13 protein-coding genes are annotated in these 17,655 nt (G+C 72.0%); 7 read left to right on the top strand and 6 right to left on the bottom strand.

Going from position 1 to position 17,655, the window contains the following annotated elements; genetic code table 11:
* Positions 1 to 46: 46 nt before the first annotated feature.
* Positions 47 to 2,437: a glycoside hydrolase family 3 N-terminal domain-containing protein gene (locus ACIBSW_RS21730; protein WP_354730640.1), complete on the top strand. Its 2,391-nt coding sequence runs from the start codon at positions 47 to 49 to the stop codon at positions 2,435 to 2,437.
* Between the two features lie 48 nt (positions 2,438 to 2,485).
* On the opposite strand, the gene ACIBSW_RS21725 is transcribed toward ACIBSW_RS21730, so the two are convergent.
* On the bottom strand, positions 2,486 to 3,046 hold the full coding sequence (locus ACIBSW_RS21725) for a DUF2087 domain-containing protein (RefSeq protein ID WP_354730271.1): 561 nt from the start codon (positions 3,044 to 3,046) through the stop codon (positions 2,486 to 2,488).
* A gap of 52 nt (positions 3,047 to 3,098) precedes the next feature.
* A complete protein-coding gene (locus tag ACIBSW_RS21720; protein WP_354730273.1) occupies positions 3,099 to 3,395 on the bottom strand; it encodes an SCO0607 family lipoprotein in 297 nt (98 codons plus the stop codon).
* 570 nt (positions 3,396 to 3,965) lie between these two features.
* Between ACIBSW_RS21720 and ACIBSW_RS21715 the strand changes: the two genes are divergently transcribed.
* The 3 genes from ACIBSW_RS21715 to ACIBSW_RS21705 are packed head-to-tail and all read left to right on the top strand — an operon-like array spanning position 3,966 to position 9,406.
* Complete coding sequence (locus tag ACIBSW_RS21715) at positions 3,966 to 5,759, top strand: stealth family protein (protein ID WP_354730275.1); 1,794 nt, start codon at positions 3,966 to 3,968, stop codon at positions 5,757 to 5,759.
* Positions 5,752 to 7,290 (top strand): stealth family protein, encoded by a 1,539-nt coding sequence (locus tag ACIBSW_RS21710; protein WP_354730277.1) that lies wholly within the window; start codon positions 5,752 to 5,754, stop codon positions 7,288 to 7,290. The genes ACIBSW_RS21715 and ACIBSW_RS21710 overlap by 8 nt, the downstream gene beginning before the upstream one ends.
* Before the next feature lies 1 nt (position 7,291).
* Positions 7,292 to 9,406, top strand: a complete 2,115-nt coding sequence (locus ACIBSW_RS21705; protein WP_354730279.1) for a glycosyltransferase family 4 protein — start codon at positions 7,292 to 7,294, stop codon at positions 9,404 to 9,406.
* Here the strand turns inward: ACIBSW_RS21705 and ACIBSW_RS21700 are convergent.
* Together ACIBSW_RS21700 and ACIBSW_RS21695 are read right to left on the bottom strand one after the other, a co-directional pair.
* Positions 9,387 to 10,268: an LLM class F420-dependent oxidoreductase gene (locus tag ACIBSW_RS21700; protein ID WP_354730281.1), complete on the bottom strand. Its 882-nt coding sequence runs from the start codon at positions 10,266 to 10,268 to the stop codon at positions 9,387 to 9,389. The two genes, ACIBSW_RS21705 and ACIBSW_RS21700, sit on opposite strands and share 20 nt — an antisense overlap.
* Positions 10,269 to 10,301: 33 nt before the next feature.
* A complete protein-coding gene (locus ACIBSW_RS21695; RefSeq protein ID WP_354730283.1) occupies positions 10,302 to 10,973 on the bottom strand; it encodes a DUF2064 domain-containing protein in 672 nt (223 codons plus the stop codon).
* Positions 10,974 to 11,254: 281 nt separating this feature from the next.
* Here ACIBSW_RS21695 and ACIBSW_RS21690 point away from each other — a divergent pair, with 281 nt between their 5' ends.
* On the top strand, positions 11,255 to 12,349 hold the full coding sequence (locus tag ACIBSW_RS21690) for a lytic polysaccharide monooxygenase (protein ID WP_354730285.1): 1,095 nt from the start codon (positions 11,255 to 11,257) through the stop codon (positions 12,347 to 12,349).
* A 577-nt stretch (positions 12,350 to 12,926) separates the two neighbouring features.
* Here the strand turns inward: ACIBSW_RS21690 and ACIBSW_RS21685 are convergent.
* Together ACIBSW_RS21685 and ACIBSW_RS21680 are read right to left on the bottom strand one after the other, a co-directional pair.
* Complete coding sequence (locus ACIBSW_RS21685) at positions 12,927 to 13,931, bottom strand: right-handed parallel beta-helix repeat-containing protein (protein ID WP_354730829.1); 1,005 nt, start codon at positions 13,929 to 13,931, stop codon at positions 12,927 to 12,929.
* Positions 13,932 to 14,173: 242 nt separating this feature from the next.
* Positions 14,174 to 15,163: an arabinan endo-1,5-alpha-L-arabinosidase gene (locus ACIBSW_RS21680; protein WP_354723078.1), complete on the bottom strand. Its 990-nt coding sequence runs from the start codon at positions 15,161 to 15,163 to the stop codon at positions 14,174 to 14,176.
* A gap of 194 nt (positions 15,164 to 15,357) precedes the next feature.
* Here ACIBSW_RS21680 and ACIBSW_RS21675 point away from each other — a divergent pair, with 194 nt between their 5' ends.
* On the top strand, positions 15,358 to 16,848 hold the full coding sequence (locus tag ACIBSW_RS21675) for a family 43 glycosylhydrolase (protein WP_354723076.1): 1,491 nt from the start codon (positions 15,358 to 15,360) through the stop codon (positions 16,846 to 16,848).
* Positions 16,849 to 16,887: 39 nt separating this feature from the next.
* Complete coding sequence (locus ACIBSW_RS21670; protein ID WP_354723074.1) at positions 16,888 to 17,652, top strand: class I SAM-dependent methyltransferase; 765 nt, start codon at positions 16,888 to 16,890, stop codon at positions 17,650 to 17,652.
* The last annotated feature ends 3 nt before the right edge of the window (positions 17,653 to 17,655 follow it).

The raw sequence follows: 17,655 nt of genomic DNA, 5'->3' as shown, positions 1-17,655 counted from the left end.
AAAGTTTCGGAGCCCGACGCTCGTCCGGCTCGTAAGGAGAACCATCGTGACGACACCTGACTGGCACGACAACACGTTGCCCGTCGCCGACCGGGTCAGCCTGCTGCTGGCGCAGATGACCCTCGAGGAGAAGGTCGCGCAGCTGGGCAGCCGTTGGGTCCGCAAGTCCGTCGAGGAGGAGACCGTCCGGACGGACGCCGACCCGGACCTCGAACCGGACCCCGGCCACAACGTCGCGCCGATGCAGGACGTCTTCGCCGCCGCGGGCACCGTGTCGCTGGAGGACGCCAGCCGGCACGGGCTCGGCCACCTCACCCGGGTGTACGGCGGCATCCCGGTCACCGTCGAGGAGGGCGCGGCCGAGGTGGTCCGCCAGCAGCGTGTCGTGCTGGCGGGCAGCCGGCTGGGCATCCCGGCGCTGGTGCACGAGGAGTGCCTGACCGGGTTCACCACCTTCGGCGCGACCGTCTACCCCGCGGCGATCGCCTGGGGCGCGACCTTCGACCCGGACCTGATCGGGCGGATGGCCGCGGCGATCGGCCGGGACATGGCCGCCGCCGGCGTGCACCAGGGCCTGTCCCCCGTGCTCGACGTGGTCCGCGACTACCGCTGGGGCCGGGTCGAGGAGACCATGGGCGAGGACCCGTACCTGGTGTCGATGCTCGGCGCCGCGTACGTCCGCGGGCTGCAGAGCGCCGGCGTGCTGGCCACCCTCAAGCACTTCGCCGGCTACTCGGCCGCCCGCGCCGCCCGCAACCACGGCCCGGTGCCGATGGGGCGCCGCGAGCTGATGGACATGATCCTGCCGCCCTTCGAGGCCGCGGTGAAGCTCGCCGGCGCCGCCTCGGTGATGAACTCGTACTCCGACGTCGACGGGGTGCCGGCCGCGACGGACCCGTGGCTGCTCACCGAGGTGCTGCGCGAGCAGTGGGGCTTCACCGGCACGGTGGTCTCCGACTACTGGGCCGTGCCCTTCCTGGCCACCATGCACCGCGTCGCCGCGGACACCGCCGACGCCGGCGTGCAGGCGCTCACCGCCGGCATCGACGTCGAGCTGCCGGACACGCTCGGCTACGGCGCCGCGCTGGTGGAGCGGGTGCGCCGCGGCGAAGTCACGGAGGAGTTCGTCGACCGGGCCGCGCGGCGGCTGCTCACTCAGAAAGCCGAGCTCGGTCTGCTCGACCCGGACTGGACCCCCGAGGCCTCGGTGGTGCGGGCGGCCGGCACCGACCTCGACTCGCCCGCCAACCGGTCGCTGGCCCGCGAGGTGGCCGAGCGCTCGATCGTGCTGCTCGAGGCCGGCACGGCGCTGCCGGTGCTGGGCGCGGACCGCCCGCCGCTGCGCCAGGTGGCCGTCGTCGGGCCGTGCGCCGACGACCCGCGTACGTTCATGGGCTGCTACGCGTTCCCGAACCACGTCCTGCCCCGCCACCCCGGCCTCGGCATGGGCATCGAGGTGCCGTCGGTCGTCGACGCGCTCCGGCTGGAGCTGCCGGACGTCAAGATCGTGTACGAGCGGGGCAGCGGGGTGCAGAGCGCGGACCGCTCCGGCTTCGCCGCCGCCGTCGCCGCGGCCCGCGACTCGGAGCTGTGCGTCGCGGTCGTCGGCGACCTCGCCGGCATGTTCGGCGGCGGCAGCTCCGGCGAGGGCTGCGACGCCGAGGACCTGCGCCTGCCGGGGGTGCAGGCGGACCTGCTGGCCGAGCTCCTGGACACCGGCACGCCGGTGGTGGTGGTCGTCGTCTCCGGCCGCCCGTACGCGCTGGGCGACGTGCACGGCCGCGCCGCCGGCCTGGTGCAGGCGTTCATGCCGGGCGAGGAGGGCGGCCCGGCGATCGCCGGCGTGCTCAGCGGCCGGATCCAGCCCGGCGGCAAGCTGCCGGTGCAGATCCCCCGGTACGCGGGCAGCCAGCCGGGCACCTACCTGCAGCCGCCGCTCGGCGCGGACCACACGGACATCAGCAACCTCGACCCGACGCCGCTGTTCCCGTTCGGCCACGGGTCGTCGTACACCAGCTTCGAGGTCGGCGACCTGGCGATCGACGCCGAACAGGTGCCGACCGACGGCGAGTTCACCGTGTCGGTCCGGGTCCGCAACACCGGCGCCCGGGCGGGCGACGAGGTGGTCCAGCTCTACCTGCACGACGCGGTGGCACAGGTGACCCGCCCGGTGAAGCAGCTGACGGGCTTCGCCCGGGTGCACCTCGCGGCGGGCCGGGGCGCGGAGGTCCGGTTCCAGGTGCACGCCGACCGGACCGCGTTCACGGGCCGCGACCTCGAACGCGTCGTCGAGCCCGGCGAGATCGAGATAATGGTCGGCACGTCGGCGGGTAACCTTCCGTGCCGCGGCTCCGTGCGGCTGACCGGCCCGCTGCGTACGGTCGGCGCCGACCGCAGGCTGATCACCCCGGTAGAGGTGATCCAGGACGCCCGGTGAGAGGGGCAGTGGCGGCGGCGCCGGCCTTCCCGGCGCCGCCGTCGCCCATCAGCCGACCGGCAGCGGGCGACCCGGGCCGTAGGTGCTGCCGGCCCGGTCGCGCTCCAGCCAGCCGGTGTCGACCAGCATCCGCCGCACCCCCGCCACGTCGTCGGTGACCTCGGCCAGCCGGCGGTTGATCTCGTCCTCCGCGCACAGGCCGTCGAGGGCCAGGAACCGGGCCAGCAGCTCGCCCAGCAGCGGTGTGCGCTCGCTGAGCGTCGGCGGCATGGTGGCCAGCCGGCCGTGCGAGAAGTTGGCCCGCAGCTGCGGGTAGTCCGCGAGCAGCGCGGCGATCGGCTGCAGCCGGTCGACCGCCGCGGCCGCCTCGCGCAGCCCCTCGGGCCGCGCCCGGTACACCCCGTTGCCGGTGCCGGTGGCCAGCCCGAGGCCGACGAGCCGGGCGAGGGCGTCGCCGGTCTTCGGCAGCGGCAGGTCGAGTGCGTAGGTGAGCTCGGCGAGCGTGGCGCCCTCTGCGCCGCGGCGGACCAGCTCGGCGAACGCGGACAGCCGCGTGCTGTCGCAGAGCTGGGCGAGAACGTCGGCGGCGCGGGCGGCTTCCATGGACATCCGGTCACCGTAGGCAGGCCGCGGCCGGCACCGCACCCGGATTTCGTGGACGTCAGACCTCGACGACGGCGCCGGTCTCGTCGATCATGTGGGTCTTCCAGTACTCGTCCCACTCGTCGCCGACGTGCTCGGGCACCTTGCCCTCGGGAAAGCGCACGTAGCCGGCCGGCGGCTCCCGGTCCTCCGCGACGCAGTCGCGCCCGGTCGTGCCCACCGCCGTGACCGGGTACTCGCCGCCGCGGCAGATCGCCTCGTTGAACGAGCAGCCCGCGGCCGCCAGGGCCGCCGCCAGGGCCGCCGCGCCGAGCAGGGTCATGGTCAGGATGCGGGTCCGGCTCCTGGATCTCATGACCGCAAGTCTCGCCGACCGCGGCCGATCCGGCATCGGTACGCGTACTCATCGCCACCGCGGCCGTTATCAATCCGTTACACAACGCCTGTCGCCCGGGCGACCGAGGTCCGGCGTCCTAAGTAGGCGAGCCACACAGCGGGGCGGAAAGAGGAGCGGAACAGATGACGGTGTCGCGCAGCTGACAGATCAGTGAATGTGGAAATCGGCGCGAAACGATTGGCACGATCGGGGGATACACGCCACCGACCGCCCATTGTCGCGCGTCCGTTTCACCGCCGTCGGATCATTCGATTCGACGGCCTTGAGCTGCGCTTTTGCGATTCAGTAAGGCATTTCCAGGCGGCTTTCACCCGTGTGGTACACAGTGCACATCGGCCGTTCAGCCGCTGTTAACCGGCGGCGAAACGGTCGATGATGGCCGGACATCAGGCACCGTCGCATGGTGATCTTCAACTACCCGGCCGTTCCCATGATTGCGATGAATTTCGGGGGACCGTTGTCCAGGAAATTGATTGAGACGATGCCGGCGGCCGGCCGGGGATTCCGCTGCGAACTGGGGGAATCGGCATGATCGCGCACAAGCTGTACCGCCTGCTGCCGAAGAGCCGCCGGCTGGATCTGCTGGAGGCGCTGCCGCCGGACCGCCGCCTCTGGCTGGTGCGCCGGCTGACCCGGCAGCGGGCGCTCGGCTCGCCGGCCGTGGCGGGCGACCTGGTCCGGGCCCGCGACCGGGGCGCCGCCGTGCAGGCGCGCGTCGCGGTCGCCGCGACCCCCGCCGGGGCCTGGCGGCGCAACCTGGACGCGGTCGTCGCCGTCCTGGAGGCCGCGGGGATCGACTACTTCTGCGTGCGCCCGCGCGGCTACCAGCACAGCGCCGTCGCGGTGTCCGTCGAGGACCGTGCCCGCACCCTCGCCGCGCTCCACGCCGCGCCCGGACTGACCGACGCCCGGATCCGCGCCGGCGACGTCACCGACCGCGGCTTCCGGGCCGGCCGGACCGCGCGCAGCGGCGTACAGGTCTACTTCCCGATCACCGACCCGCGCGGCACCACCGTGCTGGGCAGCGGATCCGCCTGCGAGATCGAGTTCTGGCGCCGGGTGCCCGGCACGAACGGCGCGCCGGACACCATCGTCGGGCCGCGCGGCAACGCGGTGGCCACCGCCCTGCCGGCGCACGCCGAGGTCCGGCACGTCGGCGCCGCCGCGCTGAGCCCGTTCATGCCGGACGACGACGCCGGGCGGCGGTACCGGACCCGGGAGGAGTTTGCCGGCACCGCGGCGGAGCAGGTGCGCTTCCCCATCGACGCCGTGTACACCTGGGTGGACGGTGGCGACCCGGACTGGCTGGGCCGCAAGAACGCCGCCCTCGCCGCGTTCGGCCAGCAGCGGATCAACACCATCGCCACCAACCAGTCCCGGTTCATCAGCCGCGACGAGCTGCGCTACTCGCTGCGGTCGATGGCGGCGTTCGCGCCCTGGATCCGGCGGATCTTCCTGGTCACCGACGACCAGGTGCCGCCGTGGCTGGACGACTCCGACCCCCGCATCACCGTGGTCAGCCATCGTGAGCTGTTCGGCGGCACCGGCGCGCTGCCGACCTTCAACTCGCACGCGATCGAGTCGCGCCTGCACCGGATCCCGGGGCTGGCCGAGCACTTCATCTACTTCAACGACGACATGTTCTTCGGCCGCCCGGTGCTGCCGACCGCGTTCTTCCACGCCAACGGCATCGCCAAGTTCTTCCAGTCGACGGCGCAGCTGGAGGCCGGGCCGGCCACCGTGCACGACGCGCCGGTCACCGCGGCCGGCAAGAACAACCGCCGGCACATCGAGGAGCGCTTCGGGGTCAGCATCGCGCAGAAGATGCAGCACGTGCCGTACGCGCTGCAGAAGAGCGTGCTGGAGGAGATCGAGCAGGCCCTGCCCGAGGACGTGCTGCGCACCGCGGAGCACCAGTTCCGGCACCCCGACGACCTGTCGATCCCGTCGTCGCTGCAGCACTACTGGGCCTACCTGACCAAGCGGGCGGTCCCCGGCTCGATCAAGTACACCTACGCCGACCTGGCACACCCCTCGACGCCGGTGCAACTCGCGTTCCTGCTGGCCAAGCGGCACTGCGACGTCTTCTGCCTGAACGACACGGACTCCGCGGAGGTGGCGCTGGCCGAGCAGGCCGCGATGATGGCCGACTTCCTGCCGCACTACTTCCCGTTCCGGTCGCCGTTCGAGCTGCCCGACGACATCGCCGAGGAGCGGTCCGCCTTCAGCGCGACCGAGCTGGCCCGCGCACCGGCCCGGCAGGGCAAGCGGCTCGTGCCGCGGCAGCACACCAGGGAGTACGTGCGGGAGAACCATGGCTGAGCGGCGCGTCGAGCTCACCATCGACCTGCTGCCCCGCACGGTCCACGTGCACGAGGGGCTCACCCCGCTGCGGGCGCGGTCCCTCAACCTCACCGCGGTGACCGGGGCGCTCGAGGCCGCCGGGCTGGAACACTTCGTCGTGCGTGGCACGCAGGACTGCGCCTCGGTGGTCGCGGTCCGCGAGGACCGGCGCGCCGAGGTGCTCGCGTGCCTGCGCGCCCTGGGCCGCGACTCCGCCGCGTACGTGGCCGCGGTGCTGCCCAGGCCGCCGGCCCGGGACCTGTTCGGCGCGGCCGGCGAGCCGGGCGCCTGGCGCCGGCCGGGTCAGGCGAAGGTGCTGCGGCTGTTCTGGTTCCGCACCGATCCCGCGCGGACCCTCGTCCACGACCGCGAGTACGGGTGCGACGTCGAGTTCTGGGAGGCCGACGGCGCCGGCGTGCTCACCGCGCCCCGCACGAACCGGGCCACCGCCCAGGTACCGGCCGGCGCCGCGACGGTGCCGGCCCCGGCGGAACGGTTCACCCGCCTCGGCGGCGACGGCCCGGCGCCGGTGCGCACCCGGCCCGAGATGACCGTGACGCTGCCGGACGACATCGGCTTCCCGATCGACGTGGTGTACACCTGGGTCGACGGCACCGACCCGGCCTGGCAGCGCCGCCGGGCCCAGGTGACCGGCGACACCTACCACGAGGAGTCGGCCAGCGCGGCCCGCTTCCTGAGCCGCGACGAGCTGCGGTTCTCGCTGCGCTCGGTGCACGCGAACGCGCCGTGGGTGCGCAACATCTTCATCGTCACCGACGACCAGGTGCCGGACTGGCTGGACACCGGCCGGCCGAACCTGCGGGTGGTGAGCCACAAGGAGATCTTCAGCGACCCGAGCGTGCTCCCGGTCTTCAACTCGCACGCCATCGAGAGCCAGCTGCACCACATCGACGGGCTCGCCGAGCACTTCGTCTACTTCAACGACGACATGTTCATCGGCCGGCCGCTGGCACCCCAGTCGTTCTTCCTCTCCAACGGGCTGTCCCGCTTCTTCCTCTCGCAGGGGCACGTGCCGCTCGGCCCGGTCTCGGCGGACGACACCCCGGTCGACGCGGCCTGCAAGAACAACCGGCGGCTGCTGGAGGAGCGTTTTGGGGTCACCATCACCCAGGTCTTCCAGCACGTGCCCTATGCGCTGCGGCGCAGCGTGATGAGCGAGCTCGAGGCGGACTTCCCGGACGAGTACGCCCGCACCATGGCTTCGCGGTTCCGCAGCACGCAAGACCTGTCCACCGTCTCCAACCTCTACCACTACTACGCCTACCACACCGGCCGGGCGCTGCCGGGCACCGTGCGGTACGGCTATGTCCAGCTCGCCGTGCCCGACCTCGCCGCGCGGCTCAGCCGGATCCTGGCCCGCCGCGACTGGGACGCGTTCTGTCTCAACGACGCCTACTCCCAGCCGGAGGAGCTGGCGTACCAGCACGCGGTACTGCTGCCGTTCCTGGAGAGCTACTTCCCCGTCGCCAGCCCCTACGAGCTGAGCTGACGTGCGGATCTCGTTCCTGGTGCACAACGTGTACGGCGTCGGCGGCACCATCCGTACGGTGCTCAACCTGGCCCGGGAGCTGTCCCTTCGGCACCAGGTCGAGGTCGTCTCGATCCTGCGCCGGCTGGACCGCCCGATGCTCGACATCGCCCCACGGATCTCGGTGGTGGGCCTCGTCGACCTGCGCCCCGGCTCCGCGGACTCCGCGGATCCGCGCGGCCGGGAGCTGTCCGCGCTCGTGCCGGTGCAGGAGGAGTTCTTCCGGTTCTACAGCCGGCTCACCGACGAGCGGATCGCCGACTACCTGCGGCGGACCTCCGCGGACGTGGTCGTCGGCACCCGCCCGGCGCTGAACCTCTGCGTGGCCCGGCTCGCCCGGCCGGACCAGGTGCGGATCGCGCAGGAGCACATGACCCAGGACGCGGTGCCGCCGGCGGTGCGCGAGCAGATGCGACAGCACTACCCCGCGCTGTCCGCCGCGGTGACCGTCACCGAGGCCGACGCGCGGACGCTGCGCGACCGGCTGCCGGGCGCCGGCCTCCCGATCCTGTCCATCCCCAACAGCGTGCCCGACCCGGACATCACCCCCGCGGACGGCGGCAGCCGGATCGTCGTCGCGGCCGGGCGGCTGGCCACCGTCAAACGGTACGAGCTGCTGGTGCGCGCGTTCGCCGAGGTGGTCGCCGAGCGGCCGGACTGGAGCCTGCGCATCTACGGCGGCGGCGGGCAGGCCGCGCCGCTCGCCGCCCTGATCGCCGACCTCGGCCTGCACAACCACGTCTTCCTGATGGGCGCGTACACGCCGCTGGAGGCGGAGTGGACGAAGGGCTCGATCGCGGCGGTGACCTCGGCCAAGGAGTCGTTCGGGATGACCATCGTCGAGGCGATGCGCTGCGGGCTGCCGGTGGTGAGCACCAACTGCCCGGTCGGCCCGGCCGAGATCATCACGGACGGCGTCGACGGGCTGCTGGTGCCGGTCGGCGACGTGGCGGCGATCGCGGCCGGCCTGCTCCGGCTGATCAACGACGACCGGCTCCGGGCCGGGCTCGGCCGGGCCGCCCGGGAGAACTCCCGGCGCTACGACCCCGCGACCGTGGCGGCCCGGTACGAGGAGCTCTTCGCCCGCCTGCGCCCCGGCGCGGGCGCGCTGACCAGGTCGGCCGCGAGCCTGGCCGCGCCCGTGCGCCGGCTGCGCGCCGAGGGCGAGCTCGCCCTGCTCAGGGCCCTGCCCGGACGGTGGCGGCCCGCCGCGGCACAGGAACGGTACGTGGGCGGCTGCCGGATGCACGACGGCCGGGTCGTCGTGCGGGTGCCGCGCGACCGCCTCGCCCGGGACCTGACCCACCTCGTCTTCCGGTCCCGGGGCGCCGAGCCGGACCGCAGGCTGGTCCGGGTGCCGCTGACCGGCGCGCAGCAGTGGGAGGCCTCCTTCCCCGCCGACGCGCCGCTGCTGGACGAGGGGCGCTGGGACCTGTTCCTCGAGGACCGCCGCGGCCGGCGGCACCGGCTGCGCGCGGGCCGACTCGACGTCCGCGGCCTGCTCGGCGGGTGCGCGGAGACCGCGCCGTTCACCCGCAACGTCCCGTACCCGACGATGGACGGCTTCCTCGCCGTCGCCGCCTGGCGGCGCGAGCGGCACGCCGAGCTGGACCGGATCCGGTACGGCGCCGACGCGGTCACCGTCACCGGCCGGCTCGTCGCCGGGACGTTCGGCGACCGGGCACCCCGGCTGCGGCTGGTCCGGCGCGGCGAACCGCGGGGCGACCTGACCGTGCCGGGCACCAGCGGCGGTGGCGCCGACTTCAGCTTCGACGTGCCGCTGCACCGGCTGGCCGCGCTGCGGGTGCACCGGCTCGAGGACTGGGACGCCGAGGTCGGCGCGTTCGACGACGGCGCGGCGGCACCGCTGGCCCGGCTGATGGACGATGTCATCGAGCGCAAGAAGACCTACGTGTACCCGCCGGTGCGGGTGGACGACGAGGCGCCGCCCGGGCTCTACGAGGAGTGCCCGGCCGCGGAGGTCTGGGTCCGGCCGTACCTCACCGTGCAGAGCGGCCTGGCGTTCGCGGTCGCCGACCGGGAGGACCAGCCGGGCGCTACGCGAACTGCGGGATGACGTCGCGGGCGAGGCGGAGCATCGGCTCGTGGTCGTAGGCCACCCGCGGCACGTACACGATCACGTAGTCGGCGCCGGCCTCGACGATCCGCTCGATCCGGGCGATCGTGTCGGCCGTCGACTCCGTCAGGTCCAGCTCCAGCCCGGTGGACTTGATGATCCGGTCGTAGTCGCGGCCCAGGTCGTCGCAGTGCCGGCGCAGCACGTCGAGCTTCTGCCGGATCAGCTCGGGTTTGCCGCCGCCGACGTTGCAGGCGTCCGCGTACTGCGCCACCAGCTTCAGGGTGACCTTCTCGCCGCCGCCGCCGAGCCAGAACGACGGGTGCGGCTTCCGCACGCCCTTGGGCTCGTTGATCGGACCGTCGATCGAGTAGTGCCGGCCCGAGAACACCGGCCGCTCCTCGGTCCACATGCGATGCACGATCTCGACGGCCTCGCGGAACTGGCCCATCCGCTGCGGCACCTCGGTCCACTCGTAGCCGTAGGCCTTCCACTCGTGCTCGTACCAGCCCGCGCCGAGCCCGGCGTAGAGCCGGCCCTTGCTGGCCACGTCGACGGTGGACGCGATCTTGGCGTACAGCGAGGGCTGGCGGTAGCCGTTGCACCCGACCATCTGTCCGATGTTGACCCGGCTGGTGTCGCGGGCCAGCGTCGAGGTGACCGTCCAGCACTCGAAGGTGGTGTTGATCGTGGGTTCCGGGATGGTGTGGAAGTGGTCGTAGACCCACACCGAGTCCCACGGGCCGGCGTCCGCGGCCCGGGCGACCGCGGTCATCGCCTCGTACTGCTCGACCGGATCGGCGATCTCGACCAGGTCCTGCTTCCATCCCTGCGGCACGAAGACTCCGAAACGCACGCTCATGCCCAGCAACGTACCCGATCTTCCACGGGCGTTTCAGCCCTGCGTCGTCAGTGCCAGCCGCGTCGCGACGGCGGCGAACAGGCTGCCGGCCGGGCAGCGCGCGGCGACCGGGCGCACGTCGGCGCCGGTGCAGAGCCCGTGCAGCGTCGGCAGCATCGCCACCCGCAGGCCGAGCCGCAGCGCGGCGACCGTCAGCGCGCCGAGCCCGGTCGACGGACCGAGCGCCGCGCGCGCCGGCTCGCGCAGGCCGAACGCCCACCAGCCGTCCCCGGTGGTGGGACCGAGCACCGCGTCGAAGTCGTCCAGCAGGCCGATCGCGTCGGTCAGCAGGTCCGGGGAGAGCTGCGGGACCTCGGTCGCGACGAGCAGGGCCGGCCCGGGCCGGCGGCGGATGCCGGCGAGGGCCCACTCCAGCGGCACGGCCACCCGGGCCGGACCGGGCCGGGCCCGTACGGCCCGGGCGGTGTCGGCGGCGGCCGCGCGCGCCAGCTCCGCGGCCTGCTCGGGCGTGTACTGCGGGCAGAGCCGCTCGGCGGGCCCGGCCAGGCCGGTCACCAGTTCCACGCCGACCGCGCCGGGCACGCCCGCCGGGCGCGGCACGCACGGTCGCACCCGGCCGGCGTCGGGCCGCCGCCCGCCGGCGGGGCTGTCCCGGGTTCGCCGCCGGGCCGGGCCTCCGGCGTGCGGAGCGCGCGGTGGGGTCATGACACATCCATTCGCCAGACGCGGACGGTCACCCCGCCCGTCACGTAGTGGTCAGAACGCCGCGAATGGTTGCCATGATCCGGAAGCTTTCTTTGGCGAGGCGCCGGCACGGTCCGGGCCTGCCGGAACGGGCATTGACATGGGCCGATCGCTCGACGAGGCTGAGCGCGCACCCGTCGGGCCACGCGGCGGGCGGAGGCCATGGGCAGCTTCCGCCGTACCCCTCTCGCCCCATGCCCTTTTCCTCGAGGGCCTTGAATCCCACGGAGTGCTGATCCCCCATGTCAACCTCGCTACGAATCCGCATACTCGTGAGCGGGCTCGTCGGAGCCGTGATCGCCGCCTTGGCGATCGTGGCGCTTCCGGCCGGGCCCGCCGCCGCGCACGGCAACGTCATCGGGCCGGCGTCGCGCAACTACGGCTGCTGGCAACGCTGGGGCAGCAAGTTCCAGGATCCCACCATGGCGACCCTGGACCCGATGTGCTGGCAGGCCTGGCAGGCCGACCCCAACGCCATGTGGAACTGGAACGGCCTGTTCCGGGAGGGCGTCGCCGGTAACCACCAGGGCGCCATTCCCGACGGTCAGCTGTGCAGCGCCGGCCGCACGCAGAGCGGGCGCTACAACGCCATGGACACCGTCGGCGACTGGCAGGCGACCTCGGTCGGCAACAGCTTCAACGTGCGCGTGTTCGACCAGGCGCTGCACGGCGCCGACTACATCCGGGTGTACGTGACCCGGGCGGGCTTCAACCCGGTGAACACGGCGCTGAAGTGGTCCGACCTGCAGCTGGTCAGCCAGATCGGCAACACGCCCGCCGCGCAGTGGACCACGGTCAGCGGCGGCGTGCAGCTCGACCTGCCGGTGGCACTGTCCGGGCGCTCCGGCCGGGCCATGGTCTACACGATCTGGCAGGCCAGCCACCTGGACCAGTCGTACTACTGGTGCAGCGACATCAACTTCGGCGGCACGACCACGCCCACGACGCCGCCGACGACCACGCCGCCCACGCCGCCCACCACCCCGCCGACCACCCCGCCCACCACGCCGCCCACGACCACGCCGACCACGCCGCCGGCGACGGGTGCCTGCTCGGCGACGTACTCCGCCACCTCGTGGCAGGGCGGGTTCCAGGGCAACGTGACGGTGCAGGCCGGCTCGGCCGCGATCAAGGGCTGGACCGTGCGGCTGACCTACCCCGGCAGCCAGACGGTGCAGCAGGGCTGGAGCGCCACGGTCACCGCCAGCGGCAACACGGTGACGGCCACCAATGTGAGTTACAACGGCACACTGGCGGCCGGCGCGACAACGAGTTTCGGATTCATCGGCTCCGGCACGAGCACCACGCCGACGGCCACCTGTACCGCGACCGTCTGAGCAATTTCGCAAACCTCTTCCACCGGATCGCCGGGGCAGTTACAGTCATTATGGGAGCGCTCCCATAAAACTGCCCCGACGATCTGGAGGTGACCCGACAGTCAATTCCCGTGGCCCGGCTCCCGACACAGATGATCCGTCCGAAAGGGTTTGGGCGGGGGATGAGGCGCCCTCCTCGTCCCCCGTTTCCCCTTGCCCGGTCCCCCGACCACGAACCGACCATGGGTACGACGAAGGCCTGCGGCGACGCCGCAGGCCTTCGTGCTTCCAGGTCACCGAGGACGACCGCAGCGCCGCTCCCGCAATTGTCGAAACGTTCGCGCCACCGCCATGGATGGTGTGCGGGTGGTCGACGGTGTTGCGGTTGTGGTGGCCCTCGCGCCGTACTGAAGAATAGCTTTTATGGAAATACGCATGAACCGATCCGCGAATCAGTATTGTGCACTGATCGCGGCCGGCCTTCACCTCTGATGTGGGCGCCCGAGAGGCGCCGTTTCCACTCCCTCCCGCCGTCTCACCGGACGGCGCGGTTCCCCGCCCCGCTGCCGCGGGACGGGGAAGCGGACCGACGATCGGGTCAGAGCGAGATCCGGCCCGCGCCCGCGCTGGCCGTCACGATCGACTTGACGCTGCTCGCGGCGTCCAGCGGGTAGGAGTACGGGATGCTCTTGACGCTGCCGCCGGTCTGGCCGGAGCCGGAGCCGACCAGCAGGTTGCCGCGGGCCACGAGCGTGCCCGGCCCGGAGTCGCCCTCGCCCAGGTGGAACGGGTCGGAGACGCTCTCGAAGGAGTTGTTCTCGACCAGCACGCCGGCACCCTCGGTGGAGGCGACGCCGTAGCCGGAGTTCCGGTTGTAGTAGTTGTTGTAGACGTGCACCGGGTTGCCGAAGCGGACCCGCGGGTGGCGCTGCGTCGACGCGTCGAACCAGTTGTGGTGGTAGGTCACCCGCAGGTGCCCGGTGTCCTGGCTGGCGTTGTCGTCGCTGTGACCCAGCAGCATCGACTTGTCGTGGCTGAAGACCCGGTTCCACGACACGGTCACGAAGTCGGAGCCGCGCTTGATGTCCACCGCGCCGTCGTAGCCGTTGCTGAAGCTGTTGTGGTCGATCCAGATGTTGGTGGCCGACGTCTGCACGTTGATCGCGTCGTCGTTCCAGTTCCGGAAGTTGAGGTTGCGGATGATCACGTTGCGGTCGCCGTTGATGTTCAGCCCGCAGCCGACGATCGCGGCACCGGAGTTGCCGATGATGGTCTTGTTGGACCGCACCCGCAGCATCCCGGAGCAGTTGATCGTGCCGGAGACCCGGATGACCGCCGCCGAGCTGGAGCCGACCGCCGAGGTCAGCGCCGAGGCACTGGTCACCGTGGTCGTCGCGGCTCCGCCGCCGCCGGTCGTGCCGCCGTTCTGGGTGGCCCAGCCGGACAGCTGGTCGACCGGCGCCGCGAGCGGTACCGGCACCGCGGCGGCGCCGGCCTCGGCCGCGGAGGCCGAGTTGGTCGCGACGAGGCCGGCACCGGCGAGGGCGAGGGCGGTCGCGCCCGCGGAGGCGCCCAGCACGATGTGGCGCAACTTGTTGCGCATGGTCTTCTCCTTGGAATTCTGTGGTCGCCGCGCGATGGATCGCGGCGCGGAGGATGGTCGGGTGCCGCCCGGACCGGCACCGGCGGCCCGCCGGCCATGTGCCGGCGGCGCCGCGCTCCTGCAGGTGTTACTGGCTCCCACGCCCGCTTTGCCCGAAGCAAGCGCTTTCCTGTTACAGAACAACACAGACGGATGTCAATGTGAAGACAAATGTGTTTGCAGGTTATTTGCATTGATGTCCGTCAGTAGACGAACGGCCAGCCCGCCGAGTCGTAGCCGATCAGGTTGATGCCGAGGTACGCCGCGCCGCTGTTGGCGTAGTAGTGGTAGACCAGCACCTCGCTGTCGGTGTCGGCGAAGACGGCCTGATGGCCGGGCCCGTGCACGGCGCCGTGCGAGGCGAGCAGCTGGGTGCCGCCGCCCGCGGTCATCGCGGTGCCGTTGCGGTCCACATAGGGCCCGGTGACGCTGGTCGACCGGCCCACCATGACCCGGTAGGTGCTGGACGCACCCCGGCAGCAGTAGTCGAAGGAGACCCAGAGGTAGTAGTACGAGCCGTGCCGGAAGATGTACGGCGCCTCGATCGCCCCGCCGTTGCGCCCGGCGATGGCCCGTACCGTGCTGTCGGAGCGCTTGCCGGTGGACGGGTTGAGCGCGATGAGCTTGATCCCGGACCAGAACGAGCCGAAGCTCAGGAACCACCGGCCCTGGCCGTCGACGATCAGGTTCGGGTCGATCGCGTTGTAGTTGTCCGAGGTGCCGGTCTCGATCACCAGGCCCTGGTTGGTCCACGAGCCGGACGCCCCGGTGGCGCTGGTGGCCAGGAAGATCGCCGAGCGGTTCGACCCGAACGTGGACGCCGAGTAGTACAGGTAGTAGCGGCCGTTGCGATAGGAGATGTCGGGCGCCCACAGGTTGCGGCTGCCGCCGGTGTACGGCGTCGTCCAGCTCGCGCCGCCCGGGAACACCGCGCCGGCGTTGCGGAACGCCCTGCGGTCCGAGGAGGTCTTCAGCAGCAGGTTGTCGCCGGTGTAGGCGGCCAGGTATCCCCCGGCCGGGGTCTTCACGATGGACGGATCGTGCGCGCCGGTGTCGCCCGTGATCACCCCCGGGTTCGGGTACGCCGCGGGCGGGACGGTCGGGGTCGCCAGGGCGACGATCGGCGTGGCCGCCTCGGCGGAGATCGAGGCGAAGACGGCCACCGCGAGCAGGGCCGAGCTGGCGACCCCCACCAACAGGCCTCGTCGGCGCCTGCGGCCGGTCCAGACTCCTGACATTGGGAACCTCCTGACAAATCTAGCGACATCGGTCGATGTCGTGCGCAGTGTTAGCGGTAACAAGTTCTACGTCAAGGTTTCGCCGTTGTTTCGGGCAGATGATGTGAAGATATTGACCCACGTAAGTGTGAACGTTCACAATTTCGGCCATGAAACGACAACCCTTACACCTGGCCGCGGTGGCGCTGCTGCTGAGCGTCCTCGCGATCGTGGCACCCCCGGCGCAGGGCCGCGCGGCGGCCGCCACCACGTTCACCAATCCCGTCGCCGCGGCGCCGTACGGCGCCGACCCCTGGATGGGGTACTACAACGGCAACTACTACCTGGCCGCGACCACCTGGAACTCCCAGCTCGTGATCAAGAAGGCGGCGTCGGTCGCCGCCCTCGCCGGCGCGAGCGAGACCGTGGTCTACACCGGATCCGGCTCCACCAACTGCTGCAACATGTGGGCGCCGTCGCTGCACCTGCTCGACGGCCCGAACGGCAAGCGCTGGTACTACTACTACTCGGCCGGCCCGCCGGCGTGCTGCGACGGGCAGCGCTCGTACGTGCTGGAGAGCAGCGGCACCGACCCGATGGGCCCCTACCACTTCGCCGCCCAGCTGCAGGTGCAGGCGAACAACGGCTGGGCCATCGACGGCAGCGTCGCGACCATCAACGGCGCGAACTACTACCTGTACTCGTCCTGGGTCGGCAACCTGCAGAGCCTGTTCATCGCCCCGATGAGCAACCCGTGGACGGTGAGCGCGTACGGCACCAGGATCTCCTCGCCGTCGTACTCGTGGGAGACGTCCGGCGGCAACACCCAGGAGGCGCCGTACGTCCTGCAGCGCGGCGGCCGGACGTTCCTCACCTACTCGACGAGCTCCTGCAACACGCCGGACTACAAGCTGGGCATGCTGACGCTGACCGGTACCAACCCGCTGAGCGCGGCGTCGTGGACCAAGCGGAGCACGCCGATCTTCCAGCGCGCCGACGGCAACGGCGTGTACGGCCCCGGCGGCCAGGGCTTCTTCACCTCGCCGGACGGCTCGGAGACGTGGCTGACCTACCACGCCAACGAGACCACCGGGCAGGGCTGCGGCGGCACCCGGACCACCCGGATCCAGAAGATCACCTGGAACTCGGACGGCACGCCGAACCTCGGCACCCCGGCGTCGCTGGGCAGCACGCTGACCGCGCCGGCCGGCGATCCGGGCGGCAGCGTCACGTTCCCGGTCGTCGGCACCCGCTACCGCCTGATCAACCAGAACAGTGGCGCGGTGCTGGACGCGGTGAACTGCGGCACGGCCAACGGCACGGCCATCGACCAGTGGGCGTCGCTCGGCAACGCCTGCCAGCAGTGGACGTTCGCCCGGGCCGGCAGCGGCTACTACACGATCACCAACGCCAACAGCGGCACCGTGCTCGACTCGGTCAACTGCGGCGCCGGGGACGGCACCGCGCTCAACCTGTGGGCGCCGCTCGGCAACGCCTGCCAGCAGTGGAGCGTGACGCCGGTCAACGGCCGCTACCTGATCGCGAACCGGGCCAACGGCAAGGTCCTGGACGTGACGAACTGCGGCACCGCCAACGGGACCGCGGTCCGGCAGTGGGCCGCGCTGGGCAACACCTGCCAGGAGTGGCGGATCACGCCGTAACTCTGGACCAGGTCCGGACATGTAAGTACCGTGATGGGCATGACTCATTACCTCGCCGACGTGGCGGACGCGTGGCAGGAGAGCTGGGACCGGCAGCAGGAGGCCTATCTGCCGGATCGGGAACACCGCTTCGCGACGATGCTGGATGCGTTGCGCGCCGGCCAGGTCGAGCACCCGCCCCGGGTCCTCGACCTGGCCGGCGGCACGGGCACGATCGCCCTGCGCACGCTCGAGGTGTTCCCCGGCGCGGAGGTCACCGTCGTCGACCAGGACCCGGTGCTGCTCGCCCTGGCCGCCGCGGCGCTGGACGGCCGCGCGGAGATCGTGTCGGCCGACCTCGGCGACCCGGCCTGGGCGGCGGCGCTACCGCACCGCAGCTACGACGCGGTGCTCACCGCGACCGCACTGCACTGGCTGGCGCCCGAGCGCCTCACCAAGCTCTACGCGGAGATCCGGGAGGTGCTGCGGCCCGGCGGCCTCTTCGCCAACGCCGACCACATGCCCGACGAGGGGCTGCCCGGCCTGACCAAGCGCCTGATCGCCACCGCGGACACCCGCCGCGAGACCCGCTACGCGACGGGTGCCGCGCTGTCCTGGCGCGACTGGTGGAGCCGGGTGGCGGCGGACCCGCGCCTCGCGCCGCTGCACGCCGAGCGGCAGAAGATCTACCCGGCCGACCACGGCGCCGCGGAGTGGACGCCGCCGGCGGCCTGGCACCTCGACGCGCTGCGCGCCGCCGGCTTCACCGAGACCGGGCTGCTCTGGCGCGGCGGCACCGACGCGACGGTCGCCGCCGTGCGCTGAGCC

This window comes from Actinoplanes sp. NPDC049668, from assembly GCF_044465445.1.
In the GTDB taxonomy this organism is placed as follows: domain Bacteria; phylum Actinomycetota; class Actinomycetes; order Mycobacteriales; family Micromonosporaceae; genus Actinoplanes.
This window is presented reverse-complemented; position numbering and strand designations above follow the sequence as displayed.

Excerpts from the sequence above, each read along its gene's own strand:
- ACIBSW_RS21670 (WP_354723074.1), top strand. The coding sequence starts at position 16,888 with ATGACTCATTACCTCGCCGACGTGGCGGACGCGTGGCAGGAGAGCTGG.
- ACIBSW_RS21700 (WP_354730281.1), bottom strand. The coding sequence starts at position 10,268 with ATGAGCGTGCGTTTCGGAGTCTTCGTGCCGCAGGGATGGAAGCAGGAC.
- ACIBSW_RS21675 (WP_354723076.1), top strand. The coding sequence starts at position 15,358 with ATGAAACGACAACCCTTACACCTGGCCGCGGTGGCGCTGCTGCTGAGC.
- ACIBSW_RS21715 (WP_354730275.1), top strand. The coding sequence starts at position 3,966 with ATGATCGCGCACAAGCTGTACCGCCTGCTGCCGAAGAGCCGCCGGCTG.
- ACIBSW_RS21710 (WP_354730277.1), top strand. The coding sequence starts at position 5,752 with ATGGCTGAGCGGCGCGTCGAGCTCACCATCGACCTGCTGCCCCGCACG.
- ACIBSW_RS21695 (WP_354730283.1), bottom strand. The coding sequence starts at position 10,973 with ATGACCCCACCGCGCGCTCCGCACGCCGGAGGCCCGGCCCGGCGGCGA.
- ACIBSW_RS21690 (WP_354730285.1), top strand. The coding sequence starts at position 11,255 with ATGTCAACCTCGCTACGAATCCGCATACTCGTGAGCGGGCTCGTCGGA.
- ACIBSW_RS21725 (WP_354730271.1), bottom strand. The coding sequence starts at position 3,046 with ATGTCCATGGAAGCCGCCCGCGCCGCCGACGTTCTCGCCCAGCTCTGC.
- ACIBSW_RS21685 (WP_354730829.1), bottom strand. The coding sequence starts at position 13,931 with ATGCGCAACAAGTTGCGCCACATCGTGCTGGGCGCCTCCGCGGGCGCG.
- ACIBSW_RS21720 (WP_354730273.1), bottom strand. The coding sequence starts at position 3,395 with ATGAGATCCAGGAGCCGGACCCGCATCCTGACCATGACCCTGCTCGGC.